Origin of the sequence: Rosistilla carotiformis, from assembly GCF_007753095.1 — a bacterium.
Taxonomy (GTDB): Bacteria; Planctomycetota; Planctomycetia; order Pirellulales; family Pirellulaceae; genus Rosistilla; species Rosistilla carotiformis.
Genome location: NZ_CP036348.1, coordinates 4,350,354 through 4,366,836 on the forward strand (window position 1 = coordinate 4,350,354; position 16,483 = coordinate 4,366,836).

12 protein-coding genes are annotated in these 16,483 nt (G+C 60.1%); 8 read left to right on the forward strand and 4 right to left on the reverse strand.

Annotated features, from left to right (window positions below; genetic code table 11):
• The first annotated feature begins 289 nt into the window (after positions 1–289).
• The 6 genes from coxB (at position 290) to Poly24_RS15730 (ending at position 7,302) form a co-directional block, all read left to right on the forward strand.
• The gene (coxB, locus tag Poly24_RS15705) at positions 290–1,213 is read left to right on the forward strand and encodes a cytochrome c oxidase subunit II (RefSeq protein ID WP_145097241.1); all 924 of its coding nucleotides are present in this window, start codon (positions 290–292) and stop codon (positions 1,211–1,213) included.
• On the forward strand, positions 1,210–3,768 hold the full coding sequence (gene ctaD / locus Poly24_RS15710) for a cytochrome c oxidase subunit I (RefSeq protein WP_145097244.1): 2,559 nt from the start codon (positions 1,210–1,212) through the stop codon (positions 3,766–3,768). Before coxB ends, ctaD begins: the two co-directional genes overlap by 4 nt.
• 8 nt (positions 3,769–3,776) lie before the next feature.
• Complete coding sequence (locus tag Poly24_RS15715; RefSeq protein ID WP_231753168.1) at positions 3,777–4,211, forward strand: transmembrane prediction; 435 nt, start codon at positions 3,777–3,779, stop codon at positions 4,209–4,211.
• Positions 4,211–4,873, forward strand: a complete 663-nt coding sequence (locus Poly24_RS15720) for a cytochrome c oxidase assembly protein (RefSeq protein WP_145097247.1) — start codon at positions 4,211–4,213, stop codon at positions 4,871–4,873. Before Poly24_RS15715 ends, Poly24_RS15720 begins: the two co-directional genes overlap by 1 nt.
• On the forward strand, positions 4,870–5,967 hold the full coding sequence (locus tag Poly24_RS15725) for a c-type cytochrome (protein WP_145097250.1): 1,098 nt from the start codon (positions 4,870–4,872) through the stop codon (positions 5,965–5,967). The genes Poly24_RS15720 and Poly24_RS15725 overlap by 4 nt, the downstream gene beginning before the upstream one ends.
• A 237-nt stretch (positions 5,968–6,204) precedes the next feature.
• The gene (locus tag Poly24_RS15730; RefSeq protein ID WP_197451948.1) at positions 6,205–7,302 is read left to right on the forward strand and encodes an AI-2E family transporter; all 1,098 of its coding nucleotides are present in this window, start codon (positions 6,205–6,207) and stop codon (positions 7,300–7,302) included.
• Here the strand turns inward: Poly24_RS15730 and Poly24_RS15735 are convergent.
• Genes Poly24_RS15735 through dgoD form a run of 4 tightly spaced genes read right to left on the reverse strand, consistent with a single transcriptional unit; the run spans position 7,299 to position 12,125 of the window.
• Positions 7,299–8,609: an MFS transporter gene (locus tag Poly24_RS15735; RefSeq protein ID WP_145097256.1), complete on the reverse strand. Its 1,311-nt coding sequence runs from the start codon at positions 8,607–8,609 to the stop codon at positions 7,299–7,301. The two genes, Poly24_RS15730 and Poly24_RS15735, sit on opposite strands and share 4 nt — an antisense overlap.
• 39 nt (positions 8,610–8,648) lie before the next feature.
• Entirely contained in the window at positions 8,649–9,569 is a 921-nt protein-coding gene (locus Poly24_RS15740) for a dihydrodipicolinate synthase family protein (protein WP_145097259.1), read from the reverse strand.
• Positions 9,553–10,947 (reverse strand): alkaline ceramidase, encoded by a 1,395-nt coding sequence (locus Poly24_RS15745; protein ID WP_145097262.1) that lies wholly within the window; start codon positions 10,945–10,947, stop codon positions 9,553–9,555. The genes Poly24_RS15740 and Poly24_RS15745 overlap by 17 nt, the downstream gene beginning before the upstream one ends.
• Positions 10,947–12,125, reverse strand: a complete 1,179-nt coding sequence (dgoD, locus tag Poly24_RS15750) for a galactonate dehydratase (protein WP_145097265.1) — start codon at positions 12,123–12,125, stop codon at positions 10,947–10,949. Before dgoD ends, Poly24_RS15745 begins: the two co-directional genes overlap by 1 nt.
• 157 nt (positions 12,126–12,282) lie before the next feature.
• Between dgoD and Poly24_RS15755 the strand changes: the two genes are divergently transcribed.
• Together Poly24_RS15755 and Poly24_RS15760 are read left to right on the forward strand one after the other, a co-directional pair.
• On the forward strand, positions 12,283–13,167 hold the full coding sequence (locus Poly24_RS15755) for a GntR family transcriptional regulator (protein WP_145097267.1): 885 nt from the start codon (positions 12,283–12,285) through the stop codon (positions 13,165–13,167).
• A 10-nt stretch (positions 13,168–13,177) separates the two neighbouring features.
• Entirely contained in the window at positions 13,178–16,483 is a 3,306-nt protein-coding gene (locus tag Poly24_RS15760) for a DUF1553 domain-containing protein (RefSeq protein WP_145097270.1), read from the forward strand.

The window sequence follows — 16,483 nt, forward strand, 5'->3', positions numbered from 1 at the left end:
TAGGACGCCGCCCGCATCGCCCCCGCTCCGCATCGATTCGCGTCCCCCTCGGAGTGTCACGCGATATTGCTCGCTTCCCCAGCAGGCTGGTTCCTAAGCGACCACTCGCGGCGGAAAACACCCCCGATTCGGTGGATTGCCCCCTCTGGCACATCGATTGCATTTGCTTGCGTTCTCTCGCTGCGACGTGGAACCCGACCGGCGGGGCGAGCGATTCTCCCAAGGAAAGCAACGTGATCGATCCATAGTTCTCCCGGCGCCCGTCAATCCTTCCAGGACCCTTTCCTTCATGCCCCAATCGACGCTCCAACCCGCTGGCGAAGCCGCCGAAGCGATCGCGCTGTTGTTCTATTGGATGAGCGCCGGGGCGGTCGTGATTTGGATCATCGTCGTCGGCCTCGCCGTCTACGCGATCTACCAACCCGGCCAACATCATCCCCAGACGATCAAGCGTTGGGTGATCGGTGGCGGTGCGGTTTTCCCGACGATCGTCCTGACCGGATTGCTGTGTGTGTCCCTCCCGATGATGCCCGAACTGCAGCGCCCAGCTCCCCAGGGCAGCCTGCAAGTCCATGTCAGCGGCGTCCGTTGGTGGTGGAGGATCACGTATCACATCGACGACGAAACCGTTGTCGAAACCGCGAACGAAATCCGTCTGCCCGTCGGCCGTCCCGTCGAGTTCAAGCTCGACAGCGAAGACGTCATCCATTCGTTTTGGATCCCGGCGTTGGGAGGCAAAGTCGACATGATGCCCGGCCGCCAAACGCGGTTGAAACTGCATCCGACACGTGTCGGAACCTTTCGCGGCGTCTGTGCGGAGTTTTGTGGTGCGGCCCACGCTCAGATGAACTTTGATGTCGTCGTGATGCCAGCCGATGAGTTCGACTCCTGGCTTAAGCAACTCACGCGACCGACGGCTTCCTCGCAAGAACCCGCTGCGGTCGCTGGCGAAAAACACTTCTTTGCCGTTGGCTGTCACGCCTGCCACGCGATTCGTGGCACCGATGCGAAAGGGAGCATGGGGCCCGACTTGACTCACTTTGGATCGCGTCCCAGCATCGCCGCAGGGCTGCTGCCGAACAACCATGCCAACCTCGTCCGCTGGATCACCGAGACCGATCGCGTGAAACCGGGCGTCGACATGCCGGCGTTCCATGCGATGGATCGACAGCAAGCCGCCGAGATCGCGACGTTTCTGGAGGGGCTGAAATGAGTGACCATCCCGACGACAACAAGCCCGAATCGCAACCGACGTCCGAGCCGGCAACAGCTCCCGCGGCGGAACTGACCGATCAGGAGAAGCGGCTGTTGGAACCGTGGAAGACGCCGACGGGATGGCGATATTGGTCTGCGGTGAACAACTCCGAAATCGGCCTCTGGTACACCGTCACCGCGTTTGCATTTTTCCTGTTCGGCGGCGTGCTGGCCTTGATCATGCGAGCCCAGTTGGCGATCCCCGAAAACGATTGGCTGACTCCCGATCAGTACAACCAAGTCTTCACGATGCACGGCAGCGTGATGATGTTCTTGTTTGCCGTGCCGATTCTCGAAGCGATCTCGATCCTGTTGCTTCCGCAGATGATGGGGGCCCGCGACCTTCCCTTCCCACGCTTGTCGGCTTACGGATATTGGTGCTTCTTGATCGGCGGGATCTTCGTTTGCGGATCGCTCTTCTTCGGCGTCGCCCCTCGCGGCGGCTGGTTCATGTATCCGCCGATGACCACCGAATATCAGACCGATGTCGGCCCCGACATCTGGCTGCTGGGACTCTCCTTCATCGAGATCGCATCGATCGCCGCCGCAGTCGAACTGATCGTCGGCGTCTTAAAATGCCGCCCGCCGGGAATGCGATTGAACCTGATCCCGCTGTACGCCTGGTACATCCTGGTCGTCGCCGCGATGATCCTGTTCGCCTTTCCACCGTTGATCGCCGGCGACCTGTTGATGGAGCTCGAACGCTCGCTCGACTGGCCCTTCTTCGACGCATCGCGCGGCGGCGACCCGATGTTGTGGCAGCACCTGTTTTGGATTTTTGGACACCCCGAAGTCTATATCGTCTTCCTCCCATCGATCGCGCTACTGGCGATGATCGTTCCCACATTCGCACGGACCCCGATGGTCGGTTATTCGTGGATCGTGTTGGCCGCCGTCGGAACCGGCTTCCTCAGCTTTGGTTTGTGGGTCCACCACATGTTCACCACCGGGCTGCCTGGGCTGACGATCGGGATCTTTTCAGCAGCTTCCGAAGCGGTCGCGATCCCGACCGGCGTGCAGATCTTCTGCTTTATCGCCACGCTGTTGATCGGCCGCGTGCGGTCATCGGTCTGTTTGTGGTTCGCCCTCGCCGGCCTGGCGACCTTCATCATCGGCGGTCTGACCGGCGTGATGATCGCGATCGCTCCGTTCGATTATCAAGCCCACGACACCTATTTCATCGTCGGCCATTTGCACTACGTCCTGGTCGGTGGCACGATCTTCCCGATCATGGCCGGCGTCTACTATTACTACCCGCTGGTGATGGGGAAACCGTTGTCGCAGCGGCTGGGCAAACTGGCCTTTTGGTTGACGCTGATCGGTTTCAACGTCAGCTTCTTCCCGATGCATTTGACCGGCTTGATCGGGATGCCGCGCCGCGTCTACACCTACCCGGCCGAGATGGGCTTCGACACGCTGAACCTTGTCTCCTCGATCGGTGCGTTTGTGTTAGCCGCTGGCTTTGCGGTCTTTCTGTGGGATGTTCTTCGTCCGAAGCGCAAGCAGGCGCATGCGGCAAGGAATTGTTGGAACGCGGGGACGTTGGAATGGCTGGCCGATGTCCCCGACCGACCTTGGGGAATCCGATCGATCCCGATCATCGAGAGCCGTTATCCGCTGTGGGACCAAGCGAACTTTGTCCGCGACGTCGATGAAGGGAATTTCTATCTTCCCGATGCCGAAGAAGGGCTCCGCGAAACGCTGGTCACATCGACGATGGACGCCCATCCGCAGCAGTGTTTACGCGTCCCAGGGCCGTCGTTTATCCCGATATTTGCCGCGATCTTCACCGGCGGGCTGTTCATCCTTTCGACGTTCCACTGGTACACCGCCGCCGGGATCAGCGGCCTGTTGGCGTTGGTCTGCATAATCATTTGGCTGTGGACCGGCACCGCACCGATCCCCGAAAAACCATGCAAAGACGTCGGCCGCGGGCTGCATCTGCCGCTCTACGTCTCCGGTCCACAAGCGGTCGGTTGGTGGGCGATGTTCATCACGATGCTTGGCGACATGACAGCCTTCATGGCGTTGGTCTTCGGTTACTTTTTCTACTGGACGGTACACGAACAATTCCCGCCAGCCGACCAGCCCGGCCCGGGGATCTTCTATCCGCTTGGCGGTTTGGCCGCCGTGGGCGTCGCTTGGGCATGCACTCTCGCCGCACGCCGGTGGAACCGCCGCGATCGCCCCGCCCTGTTTTATTCAGCGATCGGCATCGGGGCGTTGGCGACGATTCACGCTGGCGTCACCACCGCTGCGGCTCCGATCGCCAACAAGATGGATCCGACCAGCCACGTCTATCCGGCGATGGTCTGCGTGTTGGTGCTTTGGATGACGCTTCATTTGGCCGTCGGTTTGCTGATGCTGATCTACTGCGCCGCACGACGCATGGCGGGCAGGATGGACGCGGTTCACGATGCCGACATCATGAACGTCTCGCTCTACTGGCACTTCATGGCGCTGACTGCGGCGATCACCGTCGCCGTGATCGCAGGCTTTCCTTTTGTTGCATGAGGTGACCGATGACGGATGCGACCAACACGACAACGCCAGCGGAATCGGACGACATGCAAACGACGACGCCAGCGGTCAGCTACCGCGCGCTCCGAAATCACATCGTCTGGTTGCTGATCCCGCCGACGACCTGGGCGATCCATTTTCTAGCCAGTTATCTCACGATCGCGATCGTTTGCGCCAAATCGGAGACCGGCGACGCGATGCCGATCCGAATCGCGATCGCGATTTATACGCTTGTTGCGTTGGGGGTGATCGCGTTGGTTGGTTGGCACAGTCACCGACAGCATCGCCACGGAGACGCCTCCGCGCCGCACGACGGCAACACGTCGGACGTCCAGCTGCGCTTCATCGGTTATGCGACGCTTCTGTTGGCCGCACTCAGCGGCGTCGCCACGCTCTTCACCGCGTTGGTGGTCCTCTTTATCGGGAGCTGTGACTAATGCGACCGATGCTTTGGAATTTGGGATGGTTAGTTTTGGCGATCGCCTGGCTTGGTCCGCTGCCGGAAATGGCCAACCATTCCTTCGCCGCGCACATGACGCTGCACATGGCGGTCGTTGCCGTCGCGGCGCCGATATTGTCGATCGCTGCGGCGGGGCGTCGATGGGATCCGGTACTCCGATTTCCAAAGCTGTTCGCCCCCGTCCCGGCATCGGTTGGCGAGCTGTTGATCGTTTGGGCCTGGCACGCCCCGGGACTGCATCACTGGGCACGCCACGATGCGTTCGGGTTTGTTGTCGAACAGTCGATGTTCCTCGCCGCTGGCGTTTGGGTTTGGCTGTCCGCTTTCGGTGGATCGCAGCCGCGGGACCGCGGCCGCAGCGCCGCCGGCGTGATCGGGCTGTTGTTGACATCGATGCACATGACGCTGTTGGGCGCGTTGTTAGTCATGTCGCCAAGGTTGCTCTATTCCCATCATCACGGCGGCACAGGGCTGACGCCGATCATGGACCAACATCTCGGCGGCGCGGTGATGCTGGTCGTCGGCGGGCTGGCGTTTTTGACCGGCGGATTGTGGCTGACGCGCGACCTCGTCGATCCGATCCGGATGCCGATCGGGGCGGCGAAGAGGTCATCTTTTGGAAAGGCGAACACACGATGAAACGACGACTGAAAGAGCTCTCCATCCTGCTGGCCGGGCTCGGCGCGATCGGTCTGTTTGTCCTCGTCTCGGGGATCGCACCGATTAACGCCAGCGGCGGACATTGGCCGATCACGCGTTGGTTCTTGGACTACGCAAGCGATCGCTCGGTCGACTTCCACAGCTCCGGTATCGAGCCGCATCCGCTGGATCAGCTTGGCATGATTCGTTTGGGCGCGGCAACCTACGATTCCAATTGCCGCTGGTGTCACGGCCGCCCCGGGAGCCCGGCTCCCGTCGTCGCCGGGCACATGACTCCCTCGCCTCCTTACCTGCCCGGCACTCCGCTCGACAAAGAACCACGCGAGCTGTTCTACATCGTCAAGCATGGGATTAAGTTTGCCGGGATGCCCGCCTGGCCAACGCAGGCTCGCGACGATGATGTCTGGCCGGTCGTCGCCTTCCTGCAACAGTTGTCCCAGCTGGATGCGGAAGCCTACGATCGCCACGTGCAGGTCGAGACGGAATCCGATTCGCCGGTCGAACAACTGGCGGCTCAGGCGTGCGCCGCGTGCCATGGCACGTCGACTTCGCCGTCTGCTGGACCGCGGGTTCCGCTGCTCGCATCGCAATCCCAGGCGTATCTCGAACAGTCGCTGCAGGCCTTTAAAACGGGAGCGCGGCATAGCGGAATCATGCAACCGATCGCAGCACGGCTGTCCGATCCGCAGATCGCGGAACTTGCGGCGTTCTACGCAGCGGAACCGGATGTCGAACGAGAAACGACAACGCCGACCGTTGCCGAATCGAATCCGGCCGATCTCGACGAAGTGGTAGAGCGTGGCAAGTCGCTCGCCCACCGAGGAGACCGACAAAAGAAGATCGCCGCCTGTGCCGCCTGCCACGGTCCAGGAACGATCCAACGCAGCGACGACTATCCCAAGTTGGCCGGACAACCCGTTTGGTATCTGACGCAGCAGCTGGAACTGCTGCAACGACGGGCTCGTGGCGGGACCGAACGAGTCGAGCGGATGCACTCGATCGCCGACAAGCTGACGGCTGAGGAGATCGAAGCGTTGGCGAACTACTACGCTCAACTGCCACTGGCCGAATAGTTGCGGACGATTGAGTCTGCGCTTCCCGGGAACGAAGCGTTGGCAACCAAAACGCCGTCGCAGCGTGCGGCACGCCAATTGCGTGGATCGATCGGTTGGCGGAACCGATGTTTCGCTAACCGCGCTACCGGCGTGAATGGGTGAGGATCGAGCCATTTGATGGAAATACGATCAATCACTCCTTCGGACGCCACACGCGAATCGCCGTTCTCTCGATCGCACTCGATACCCAAAAACATGCCTCGTCATTTTTCATTCTGGTTGCTGATCGGATTGATCGGTCTCTTCGGACTGCTCTTCTTCCACGTGATCAAACCGTTTGTTTTGGCGCTCTTTGTCGCCATCGTGTTGACGGTACTGTTTGCCCCAATGCACGAATCATTGACGCGGGGCCTGTCGGGGCACAACCGCATTGCCGCGGCGCTGACGACGGCGCTGGTGTTGGTGGTCGTCCTGTTGCCGATTTGCGTAACACTGATCATGGCAGGGAACCAAGTGACGCAGCTCGGCCGCGACGCGGTCGGTTGGTTTGACGGGCAATCCGAGGAAGCGTTGGATGAAACGATCGAGAAGCTGGAAAAATCGAAACTTGGTTCGGCCCTAAACCAAGCCTACCGGCAACTCGACCCGCCCCAGCGAGACCGAATCAAGGAATCGATCTCGGGGATCGCCGACGGCGCAACGGTCGAACTGTACGACAAAACGCGCGGGCTGATTTCCAACCTCGTTACGTTTGGCGTCAGCCTGTGCATCATGGCGTTGGCGTTGTACTACTTCCTCGCCGATCGCGAACTATTCACGCATGAACTGCACCGGATGATGCCACTTGAAACCGAGGAGGAAAAACGGCTGAGCGAACAATTCCATTGTGTCTGTCGCGGCGTGGTGATGGGGACCGTCGTGGCGGGCGTCGTTCAAGCCGCCTTGGCCGGGCTCGCCTTTGCCATCTTGGGTGTCCCTAACGTTTGGGTGCTGATGGTCTTGACGATGTTCTGTTCGTTCATCCCCTTCATCGGATCGGCCGCCGTCTGGGGATCGGTCGCCGCATGGTTGTTGTTCGAAGGCGACTATGGACGCGGGATCGGTTTGGCAGCCTATGGAGCCGCCATCGTCTCGACCTCCGATAACCTCGTCCGCGCGTACGTGATCGGCAACCAAGCCAAACTACACCCATTGGTCGCGTTGGTGACCGTCCTCGGCGCACTGAAGCTGATGGGGCTGTGGGGCATCTTCGTCGGGCCCATGCTCGCCGCCGTCCTTTACGCGCTGTTAAACATTGCCCGCGATCGCTTCGACCGGTCGCAACCGCCTGTGGCAGATCACAACATCGACTAGCCAGTCTCTCCAGCCAAGCTCTGTTCGGCCGACGGTACCGGTGACTTTCCGTGCGGCGCAACAAGTGCCCAACAGATGCCGCCGAGAAGATAGATGCCGGCGAACAACAGCAGCACAAGGTTCCAGTTGGCGGTCCATTCGAACAACATTCCGACCAGGACGGGACAGGCGGCTGCGGCGAGGTTGCCGCACATGTTGACAAGTCCCATCAGTTGCGGAACCTTGTTTCCCCCGAGGTCGATCGTCGATGCAAACGTTGGTGGTCCCGCCAGGGCCGCGAAGAACGAGCCCAGCGAAAGCAACGCGATCGCCAGTGAAACATCGCTGACAAGCCACGCGCTGAGCACCAACAAGCCGCACACGCAGAGGGCCATCGATCCCATTCCGCTGCGACTCAGCCGTTGCGATCCGGTCCGTTGCCAGATCCAATCGGTGATGAAGCCACCCGACAAACTGCCAGCCAGCGTCCCGCAGAGGACCAGACTTTGCAAGAAGCCCGACGTTTCGATCGACACGCCGCGCGTGGCCTGTAAAAACGTGGGGAACCAACTGGCGAAGAACATGTATCCCGAAGCGCGGCAGATCTGTTGGCCGCACAAAAAGACGATCGCGGAGGTTCGCGGCGGCCCCAGGACGTTCCGGTGTTCACCGATGGGAGCATGCGTGCCGTCGGACCGCTGCGTTTTATGCGCGTGGATCAGCTGCAATTCTTCGTCGTTCACCTTCTCCAATTGCTCGGGGCGATCGCGAAACGAGATTGCAAATCCAATGGCCCACACGATGCCGGGGAGCGAGAAGAGGATGAAGACCCAGCGCCAGTCGATCGATTGCAGCAGCACGCCGGTCAGCCCGCTGGCGGTAATCGCGCCGACCTGCATCCCGGCGCACAAAATTCCACAGGCCAAAGTGCGTCGCGACATTGGAAACCAATGCCCGATCGAATTGCAGGCCGCCGGAAAGATGCCTGCTTGGGAAATTCCCATGATCAATTGGGCGACGATCAACAGGCCAAACCCTGGAGCGATGCCGAGGGCAAATGCCGCGATCGACCATCCGATCGCAAACAACGTCAACGCGAATCGGGTTCCACGTCGCTGCGCGAACCAACCGCAAGGGACTTGGAAGAGGGCGTAGCTCCAGAAAAATGCTCCCAGGAACCAACCCGATTGCTGCAACGTCAGCCCCAGATCCTCGCGAACGGAACTCTCCGCCACGCCGATCGCGTTGCGACAAAGATAGGCCAGCCCCGACGCGATGGTCAGCCAGGCCATCGTGCGATAGCGGATCTTGGTGGGCTGTTGCAGCATATTCGGTAGGCCATCGGGAAGGAGGAATTCGATCGTGGGCTATAACACGTGCTGCAGTCGATCGAACAGCCGGTCGACTTCCGCCGCCGTCTCGGCATCGATTGTCCAACCGACAGGTTGGCGTTGCACCGTATTTTTGAAGATCCCGCGGCGAACGAGCAGATGTTTTTCGATCGCCAAAAAACCATCGAGTCCGGCTGACAACTGCAGCGCGACGATCGCACAGATCGGCAGCGACAATTGATAAATCCGATCGTCGTCTCCCGCTTGCAGCGCATTCCAAAGGGCGACGATTGCGTCCAACAGATCGGTGCCGGGCATCGTGCCGACGATTCCGCGTCGGTAGCAATCGACGAGGTTGATCCCGCCAGAGCCTTCAAAAATCTGTGCTTTCCCACCGGTCGCGTCGCGAAGACGGGAGAGGTTCGGTCCCAGCGGGCTCGCTTCAGGCTTGAACAAAATCCGCTCGGGACCAAATTGTTCTAACAGTTCTCCGTAGACACCGATGTCAATCGCCGAACCGACGTATCCCGAAGCGTCTTGAACCACCAACGGGATCGAGATGCCGGCGGCGATCGCGGCGAAGTAGTCGCGCGTCGCGGCGCTGCTCAGGCTGGTCGAGATCGGCGGAATTGCCATCACCGCCGACGCGCCGACCGACTGGGCATGCTGAGCCAGTTCGACCGCGACCGGAGTGCTCTCGGCACCGACGCTGATCACCGACGTGCCGCGGCCTTGGGCTGCCTTGCAAACATGTTCGGCCAGTTCGCGGCGGCCCGATTCGCTGAGCCGCAAGATTTCGCTGACCATCGCCACAACAACCCCATCGGCTCCCGTGTCGAAGGCCCATTGGATCTCGCGATCGAGCGTCTCGAAATCAAAGTCACCCTGCGGGGTGAAAGGAGTTTGCAGGACGGGAAGGACGCCGCGCAACTGCGGCCGGCTAGCGGAGGATGTCATCGATTTCCTGGGTGAGAGTTTCTAATGTCGCTTCCAAGCAACCGCGGTCGAATGGAGTCTGCCAAACAGCATAGACATCTTTGTCGTAAAGATCCGCCGGTGGCAGGTAGCCGATCGTGCCGTTGATCAGATTCATGCAGATGATCGCGTTATAGGGAAATCGCTTTCGCAATTCGCGCTGCAACAACGAATAGGCTTCGCAACAGCTGCCGACCAGCACGGCGTCCCCCATCCGCCAGATATACAACGGCAACGCGTACGTCTTGCCATCGCCCAGGCGGAGCCGGATATCGCGGCGGCGAAGCAACCGTTCCTGCAACGTGCGGTCGGTGCAGGCGACACGCTGTGCTTCCAGTTCCGCCGCTGATGGCCAGTCTTTCAGCGGCAGATCGACCGACGATTCGACGGCTGCGAGTTTTTCAGAGGCCTTCCGCGGCTGGTGCCGCCACTTCGCTAAGGGAGCTCCCGACGTGACGGCCCCTTCAAAGGCCAGCTGCGTTCCGGCGGGCTCCATTCCGGCGAGGGTCGATAGCGCGGCATATCCCAATTGGCGACCGTGCCCATCGGCGACCGCGGTGTCGCCGACATATTGATAACGGGGCGCCTGGTCGCCGCACGCTCCGAGCAGGAAGACGGCGGGAGCCCCAGTCGCTTGCTGGATCGTCTCGCGCATCGCGCCGATGTAATCGGGTGAGATCGCTGTGTTTTCCCAGGCCAGCGTGGTCGGGTGACAGGCGTAGTTGACGATCGTCGCGCGCAAGTTGCCCTGCGGGTCGGTGACTCGCCCCAACAGCAGCGTTCCGTCGGCTTCGCCTGCGGGATCGAAGCCGCACAAAAAGTGATCGCCTTCCGATTCGGGATCGGGGAGATCGCGGGTCGTTGCAAGTCCGCAGTGCCCGGTCTGCCATTCAAGCGTCGCTTCGCTGGCATCAGCGAAGGCTTGGCGGACCGTGGCGACCGCGGTTTCCAAAATGGAATCGATCCACGGTTTGGTCAGCTCCATTCCTGGCAGCGGATCGGTCGATTCCAGCAACGGCGGACCGGCGTGCGTGTGCGTCAAAGCGAAGATCAGTTGCGAACTGTCGAGCGAAAACTCCTCCAACAGCCGCTGTTGAAACCGAGGAAAAAGTTCCGGTGTTCGCCACCATCCGAGATCGGCATCGATCAGCACCAAGGGCGAATCGCCTGACAACGACGCGATCGTCGTGGCGGTCAACGTCAACGAGCGGTGGATCGAATCGGCCACATCGTGCGCCGCCGCGCCCCAGTTGCGGGAATAGATCCCGACCGGGGGCGTGATGTCGTTCAGCGCGATCCCGATGCGTCCATGAAACGCAGCGTGGTGGAAGGTGGGAGCTGCCTCTGGTGAATCACTCATTACCAATCTCCTACGGCGCCGTCGGAATAAAAGACCCGTTGAGCCAGTTCTTGCTGGAACGGATGTTTGCGGATTTCATCTTCGTCGACGGTCACGCCCAATCCCGGTGCCGTGCCCGGCGTGACGGTCCGCGTCGCTTCATCGACGACGTAACTCTCTTGAACGACATCGCATCGCCAAGGGACATCCTGGTGAACCGCTTCGCAAATGATGTAGCTAGGCTGCGAGAAACCGAACTCCAGCGAAGCCGCGGTGCTGATCGGACCTTGCGGATTGTGAGGTGCCAGCGCGATTCGGTACGCATCGGCAAGCGCCGCGATCCGGCGGGCTTCGGTGAAACCGCCGCAGTGCGTGAGGTCCAACTGGCAGATCTCGCAACCGCGCGCCGCAAAGAGATCGCGGAATGCGGCCAGATGGGTCAGCCGTTCGCCGGTGGCGATCGGAGTCGTCACCGCTGCGTTGATCGCCGCGAGCGATTCGATGCTCTCGGGCCAGCAGGGCTCTTCGAAAAAATAGAGTCCATATTGATCGAGCGCCTTGGCGAACTGCATTCCCATCGCGGGGGAGGGGCGCGCGTGGCAATCGACCATGATGTCGATGTCGTCGCCGACCGCTTCACGCATCGCGGCGACGCAGGCATCGGCCGCCTTGATCGACTTCAATCCTTCCACAGGCATTGTCGGTGGAACCGCCATCGACTTGAACGCGCTAAAACCATCGGCAACGGCTTGCTGAGCCAAGTCGGCAAACTGGCGGGCATTATCGACCGGCGTCTCGTAAAAGCTTTCCAAGTTGCCGCCGCCCAGATGGCAATACATCCGGATCGAATCGCGAACCGGTCCGCCCCACAGGCGATGGCACGGCACGCCATGCACCTTGCCGAGAATATCCCACAGCGCCAGGTCGATGCCGGAGATCGCCGTCGAGCGGACGACGCCGCTGCCGTGCCAGAAATGCTGCCGCCACATCATCTGCCACAGATGTTCGATGCTGGTCGGGTCCTCGCCGATCAGCAGTTCGGACAAATCTTGGATCGATCCCACGACACCGCGGGTGTGCCATTCGAGAGTCGCTTCGCCCCATCCGACCAAGCCGGGTTGGTCGGTGATCACTTTAACGAAGATCCAGTTGCGCATCCTCGCGTGGCAAACGTGCGTTTCGATCGCGGTGATTTTCATGTTGTTTCTTCTGCTTCCAAAGTCCTGTGAGGCCAAAATCATCCAAGAATCCTTCACCGGGAATTTACAGTCTTTTCACCGGGATCACGAACTAAATTTGTTTTTGTCTGACAATGTTACTTGCGTTTGTCACCAATGACAAGTATCGTTCTGAAGTATGTCGATCACCGATTTCATCCGAAACGATTTAGCGCTACGTCTGCGATCCGGTCGCGATCTCCCGGCGCAGCTGACGCTCGACTCGTTGGCCGAACTCTATGACGTCAGCTTCACTCCCGTGCGGGCGGCGGTCGCCGACCTGATCGATGAGGGTTTGCTGCGGAAGGGAGCCAACCGGCGACTCGAAGCCTGTCCGCTGGCCAAAGCACTGAAAGAAGTCGACCAGCTGACCGAGGCCCCCAAGCCGCCTGTCGATCCGGCGGAAAAGATCGCCGACGATTTGGTGCTGTTGAGTCTCGAAGGCAAATCGGTCTACCTGCGCGAAGAGGTGACCGCCGAGAAATATTCGCTCAGCCGTTCGGCGATCCGGAACATCCTGCACCAATTGGCTGGCGAAGGGATGCTCGATCATATCCCGCGCCGCGGTTGGCGTTTGCGACCGTTTCGTCAGGACGATTTGCTGGCGTTTATCGAAGTCCGCGAAGCGTTGGAGCTGAAGGCGTTGCAGTTGGCCCGTCCGCGACTGGACAAGCAACAACTGCAAGCGATCCTCGAACGCAACGCGCCGCCGCCCTCCCCCACCGATCGCTTTCCTGTCGACGAATCGCTGCACGAATATTTGGTCGCGACGTCGGGGAACGCCTACATCCGCGACTTCTTCGAACGTCAGGGCCGGTATTTCCGATTGCTGTTCCGTTGGGAAGACAACGACCGATCGGCAGCCCTTGCAACACTGAAGCAGCACAGCGACGTGGTGCAAGCTTTGCTCGATGAGGATTGGGCTGCTGCCGAAGCCGCTCTGTCTCACCACATTCGATCGAATCACCCGGTCTTAATGACCCGACCACCCACCGACGGTCTCCCTCCCACCGACCCCAAGTAGAGAGGCAATCATGAAGTTTGTCAGCCGAATCTGCACGACAATCATCTGCCTAACGGTTGCAGTCCAAGCGAGCCTCTTCGCCGACGACAACCAAGTCGACTATGAAACTCAAGTCAAACCGCTGCTTCGCGAGCGTTGTTACGCTTGCCATGGAGCGCTGAAGCAGGAAGGGGGCCTGCGTCTCGATACCGGTGCCTTCATTCGACAAGGGGGCGATTCGGGAGCGGCAGTCGATCTCGAGGAGGAACCTCAGTTCAACCTGATCGTCGAACGAACGGCGGACACCGATCCGGGCTCCCGAATGCCACCCGAATTCGAAGGCGAACCGCTCTCGGCCGAACAGGTCGACCTTTTGAAACGCTGGATCGCGGCGGGAGCCGATTCGCCAGCCGACGAGGTCCCGGAAGCCGATCCCGCGCAGCACTGGTCGTTTCAACCGCTCGCCCGTCCCGAAGTTCCCGTCATTGACGATGCAAACTGGGGCCGCAATCCGATCGACGCCTGGATTGCTCAAGGCCATCAAAAGAATGAAATCAAGCCTCAATCCGAAGCCGATCGCGTGCTGTTGCTGCGGCGACTCTCGTTCGACCTGATTGGGTTGCCCCCGACCAGCGAAGAGATCGCTGCGGTTGTCAACGATCAGTCGTCGGACTGGTACGAAAAAACGGTCGACCGGTTGTTGGACGACCCGCGCCATGGCGAGCGATGGGCGCGTCACTGGATGGACAATTGGCGTTACAGCGATTGGTGGGGGCTGAATGCTCAACTGCGAAACAGCCAACGGCACATGTGGCATTGGCGCGATTGGATCGTTGAATCGCTGAACAATGACGTTCCCTACGACGAGATGGTTCGCTTGATGTTGGCGGCCGACGAGCTTGCTCCCGATGACCCTGCCAAACTGAGAGCCACCGGATTTCTGGCTCGCAACTTCTATATCTTCAACCGACACACCTGGATGGACCAAACGGTCGAACATGTCGGTAAGGGCTTGCTTGGTCTGACGATGAACTGCGCCAAGTGCCACGACCATAAGTTCGATCCGATCGGCCATGTCGACTACTACAAAATGCGGGCCTTCTTTGAACCCTATCTGGTCCGTTTAGACAACGTGCCTGGTGAGCTGGACGTCAACAAGGATGGTATCCCACGCGTCTTCGATGCGCTGGTCGATGCGCCGACCTACCTCTTCATTCGTGGCGACGAAGCTCAACCCGATAAGTCGAAGGCGATCGCTCCCGGCGTGCCGAAGATGTTCGAGTTTGAAGAGTTGGCGATCGAGCCAGTCGATCTTCCTCCGGAAGCTTGGCAGCCGGCACGCCACCCCTGGGTGTTGGATGACCATCTTGCCGCCGCACAAAAGCGTCAGCAGGCGAGCCTGCCACGCGTTGAAAAAGCGACAACGGCCTTGGAAAACGCACGCAAGATGGCCGAAGGGGCAAGCCCCGTCGAGGAATCGACCACACCGTTTACTCCCATCGTCGAAGACTTTGCGACGTTCGACGATTCGCGTTGGCAACGGGGAGCGGGCGAATGGGATCTTCAACCAGGTCGCGTCAAGCAGACCATGGATGGGCACAACCGGTCGATCTTGCAGTTGCTGGAGAAGCCGCCTCGGGATTTCGATGCCAGCATGCGTTTTCGAATTCACGGAGCTGGTGGATGGCGATCGATTGGCATCGGATTCGACGCACCATTCGCCGCCGGAGATTCACTCAATCAATCGCGACAATTCGTCTATGCGAGTGCGCACGCTGGTGGTCCGAAGGTTCAAGTCTCTTATCTCGACAATGGCAAATCGAATTACCCTAGCGACGGGCGTGCACCTGCGGACATCCAGCTGGAAACCGATTACACGCTGCGAGTTCAGGTTCGCGGAAATCTGATCAACGCCTCGTTGAACGGCGAACCGATGGTTGCATCTCGAACCCCTTCGGCTCGGGTGGATGGTGCGATCCGGTTGGTCACGTTTGACGCGATCGCGTCGATTTTGGAATTCAAGCTTTCCGCGTTGCCGGCCGACGTCAAACTGCGTGAGTCGAGTGGCGCGACCAGTGTCGATCCCGTGGTCGCAGCGGAGTTCGAACTTGCGCTTGCGAAGGCCCAGGCCGCCGTTGCCCAGGCCGATTGGGAAAGCGTGCAGGCTCGCGCTCAAGCGATGCGGACCTCTTGGGAATCCGACGATGCTGCCGCGATCCGGGAACAGGCGGTCGCAGCGATTCGGGCGGAACGGGAACATGCGGTCGCGAAGGCCCGCGCGGCGGTGACGGCCGAACAGGTGTCGGTCGCGCGAGCGAACGCCGACAAATTGAAGGCGGCGGAAAAGAAGCTGGCCGATGCGAAAAAGACACTTGAAAAAGCGGAGGCGTTGGCCAAGGCGGAAGTCAAGGATTCGGATCAGTTTACGCCGCTGAAGGGAGCGAAGTGGACCCCGACGCGGTTCCAATTCACGGGCAAAGACGACCCAGCGGTCGAGTTCCCACAGCAGAGCACGGGCCGGCGAACGGCGCTGGCGCGTTGGATCACCGATCCTCGCAATCCGCTGACCGCTCGCGTCGCGGCGAATCACATTTGGACGCGGCACTTGGGACAGCCGTTGGTCGCTTCGACGTTCGATTTCGGTCGCAATGGGAACGATCCGACGCATCCCGAACTGCTCGATTGGCTCGCTTCGGAATTGATCGATAGCGGTTGGAACATGAAGCACCTGCATCGCTTGATCGTCCTTTCGAGCACCTATCGCATGGATTCCTCGCTGAGCGGAATGGAGGAACAACTGGCAAAAGATCCCGACAACCATCATTGGTGGCGAAGGGTTCCGATCCGGTTGGAATCCCAAGCGGTCCGCGACGCGGTGCTGGCTGTTGCCGGAACATTGAACGAGACGATAGGAGGACCATCGGTGCTCCCCGCCGACCAGGACAAGTCGCATCGACGCAGCTTGTATTTCTTCCACAGCAACAACGAGAAGAACCTGCTGTTGAGCATGTTCGATGAAGCCTCGGTGGCCGAGTGTTACCAGCGCGAACAAAGCATCGTTCCGCAACAAGCCCTTGCGCTTTCGAACAGCCGGCTGGTGCTCGAATCATCGCAACAGATCGCTGCTGCAATCGCGGCCGACCATCCCGAAGACGAAGCCTTTGTTCGACAGGCTTTTCTGTTGCTGTTGGGGATCCAGCCGACAGCTCAAGAAATCGACGACTGCCAATCGGCGTTGACCGCCTGGCGCGAATTGCCCGAGGGAAGCGACGACTCGGCTCGCGGGAATTTGATCTGGGCGATCATCAACCACAACGACTTTGTCACGCTGCGTTAG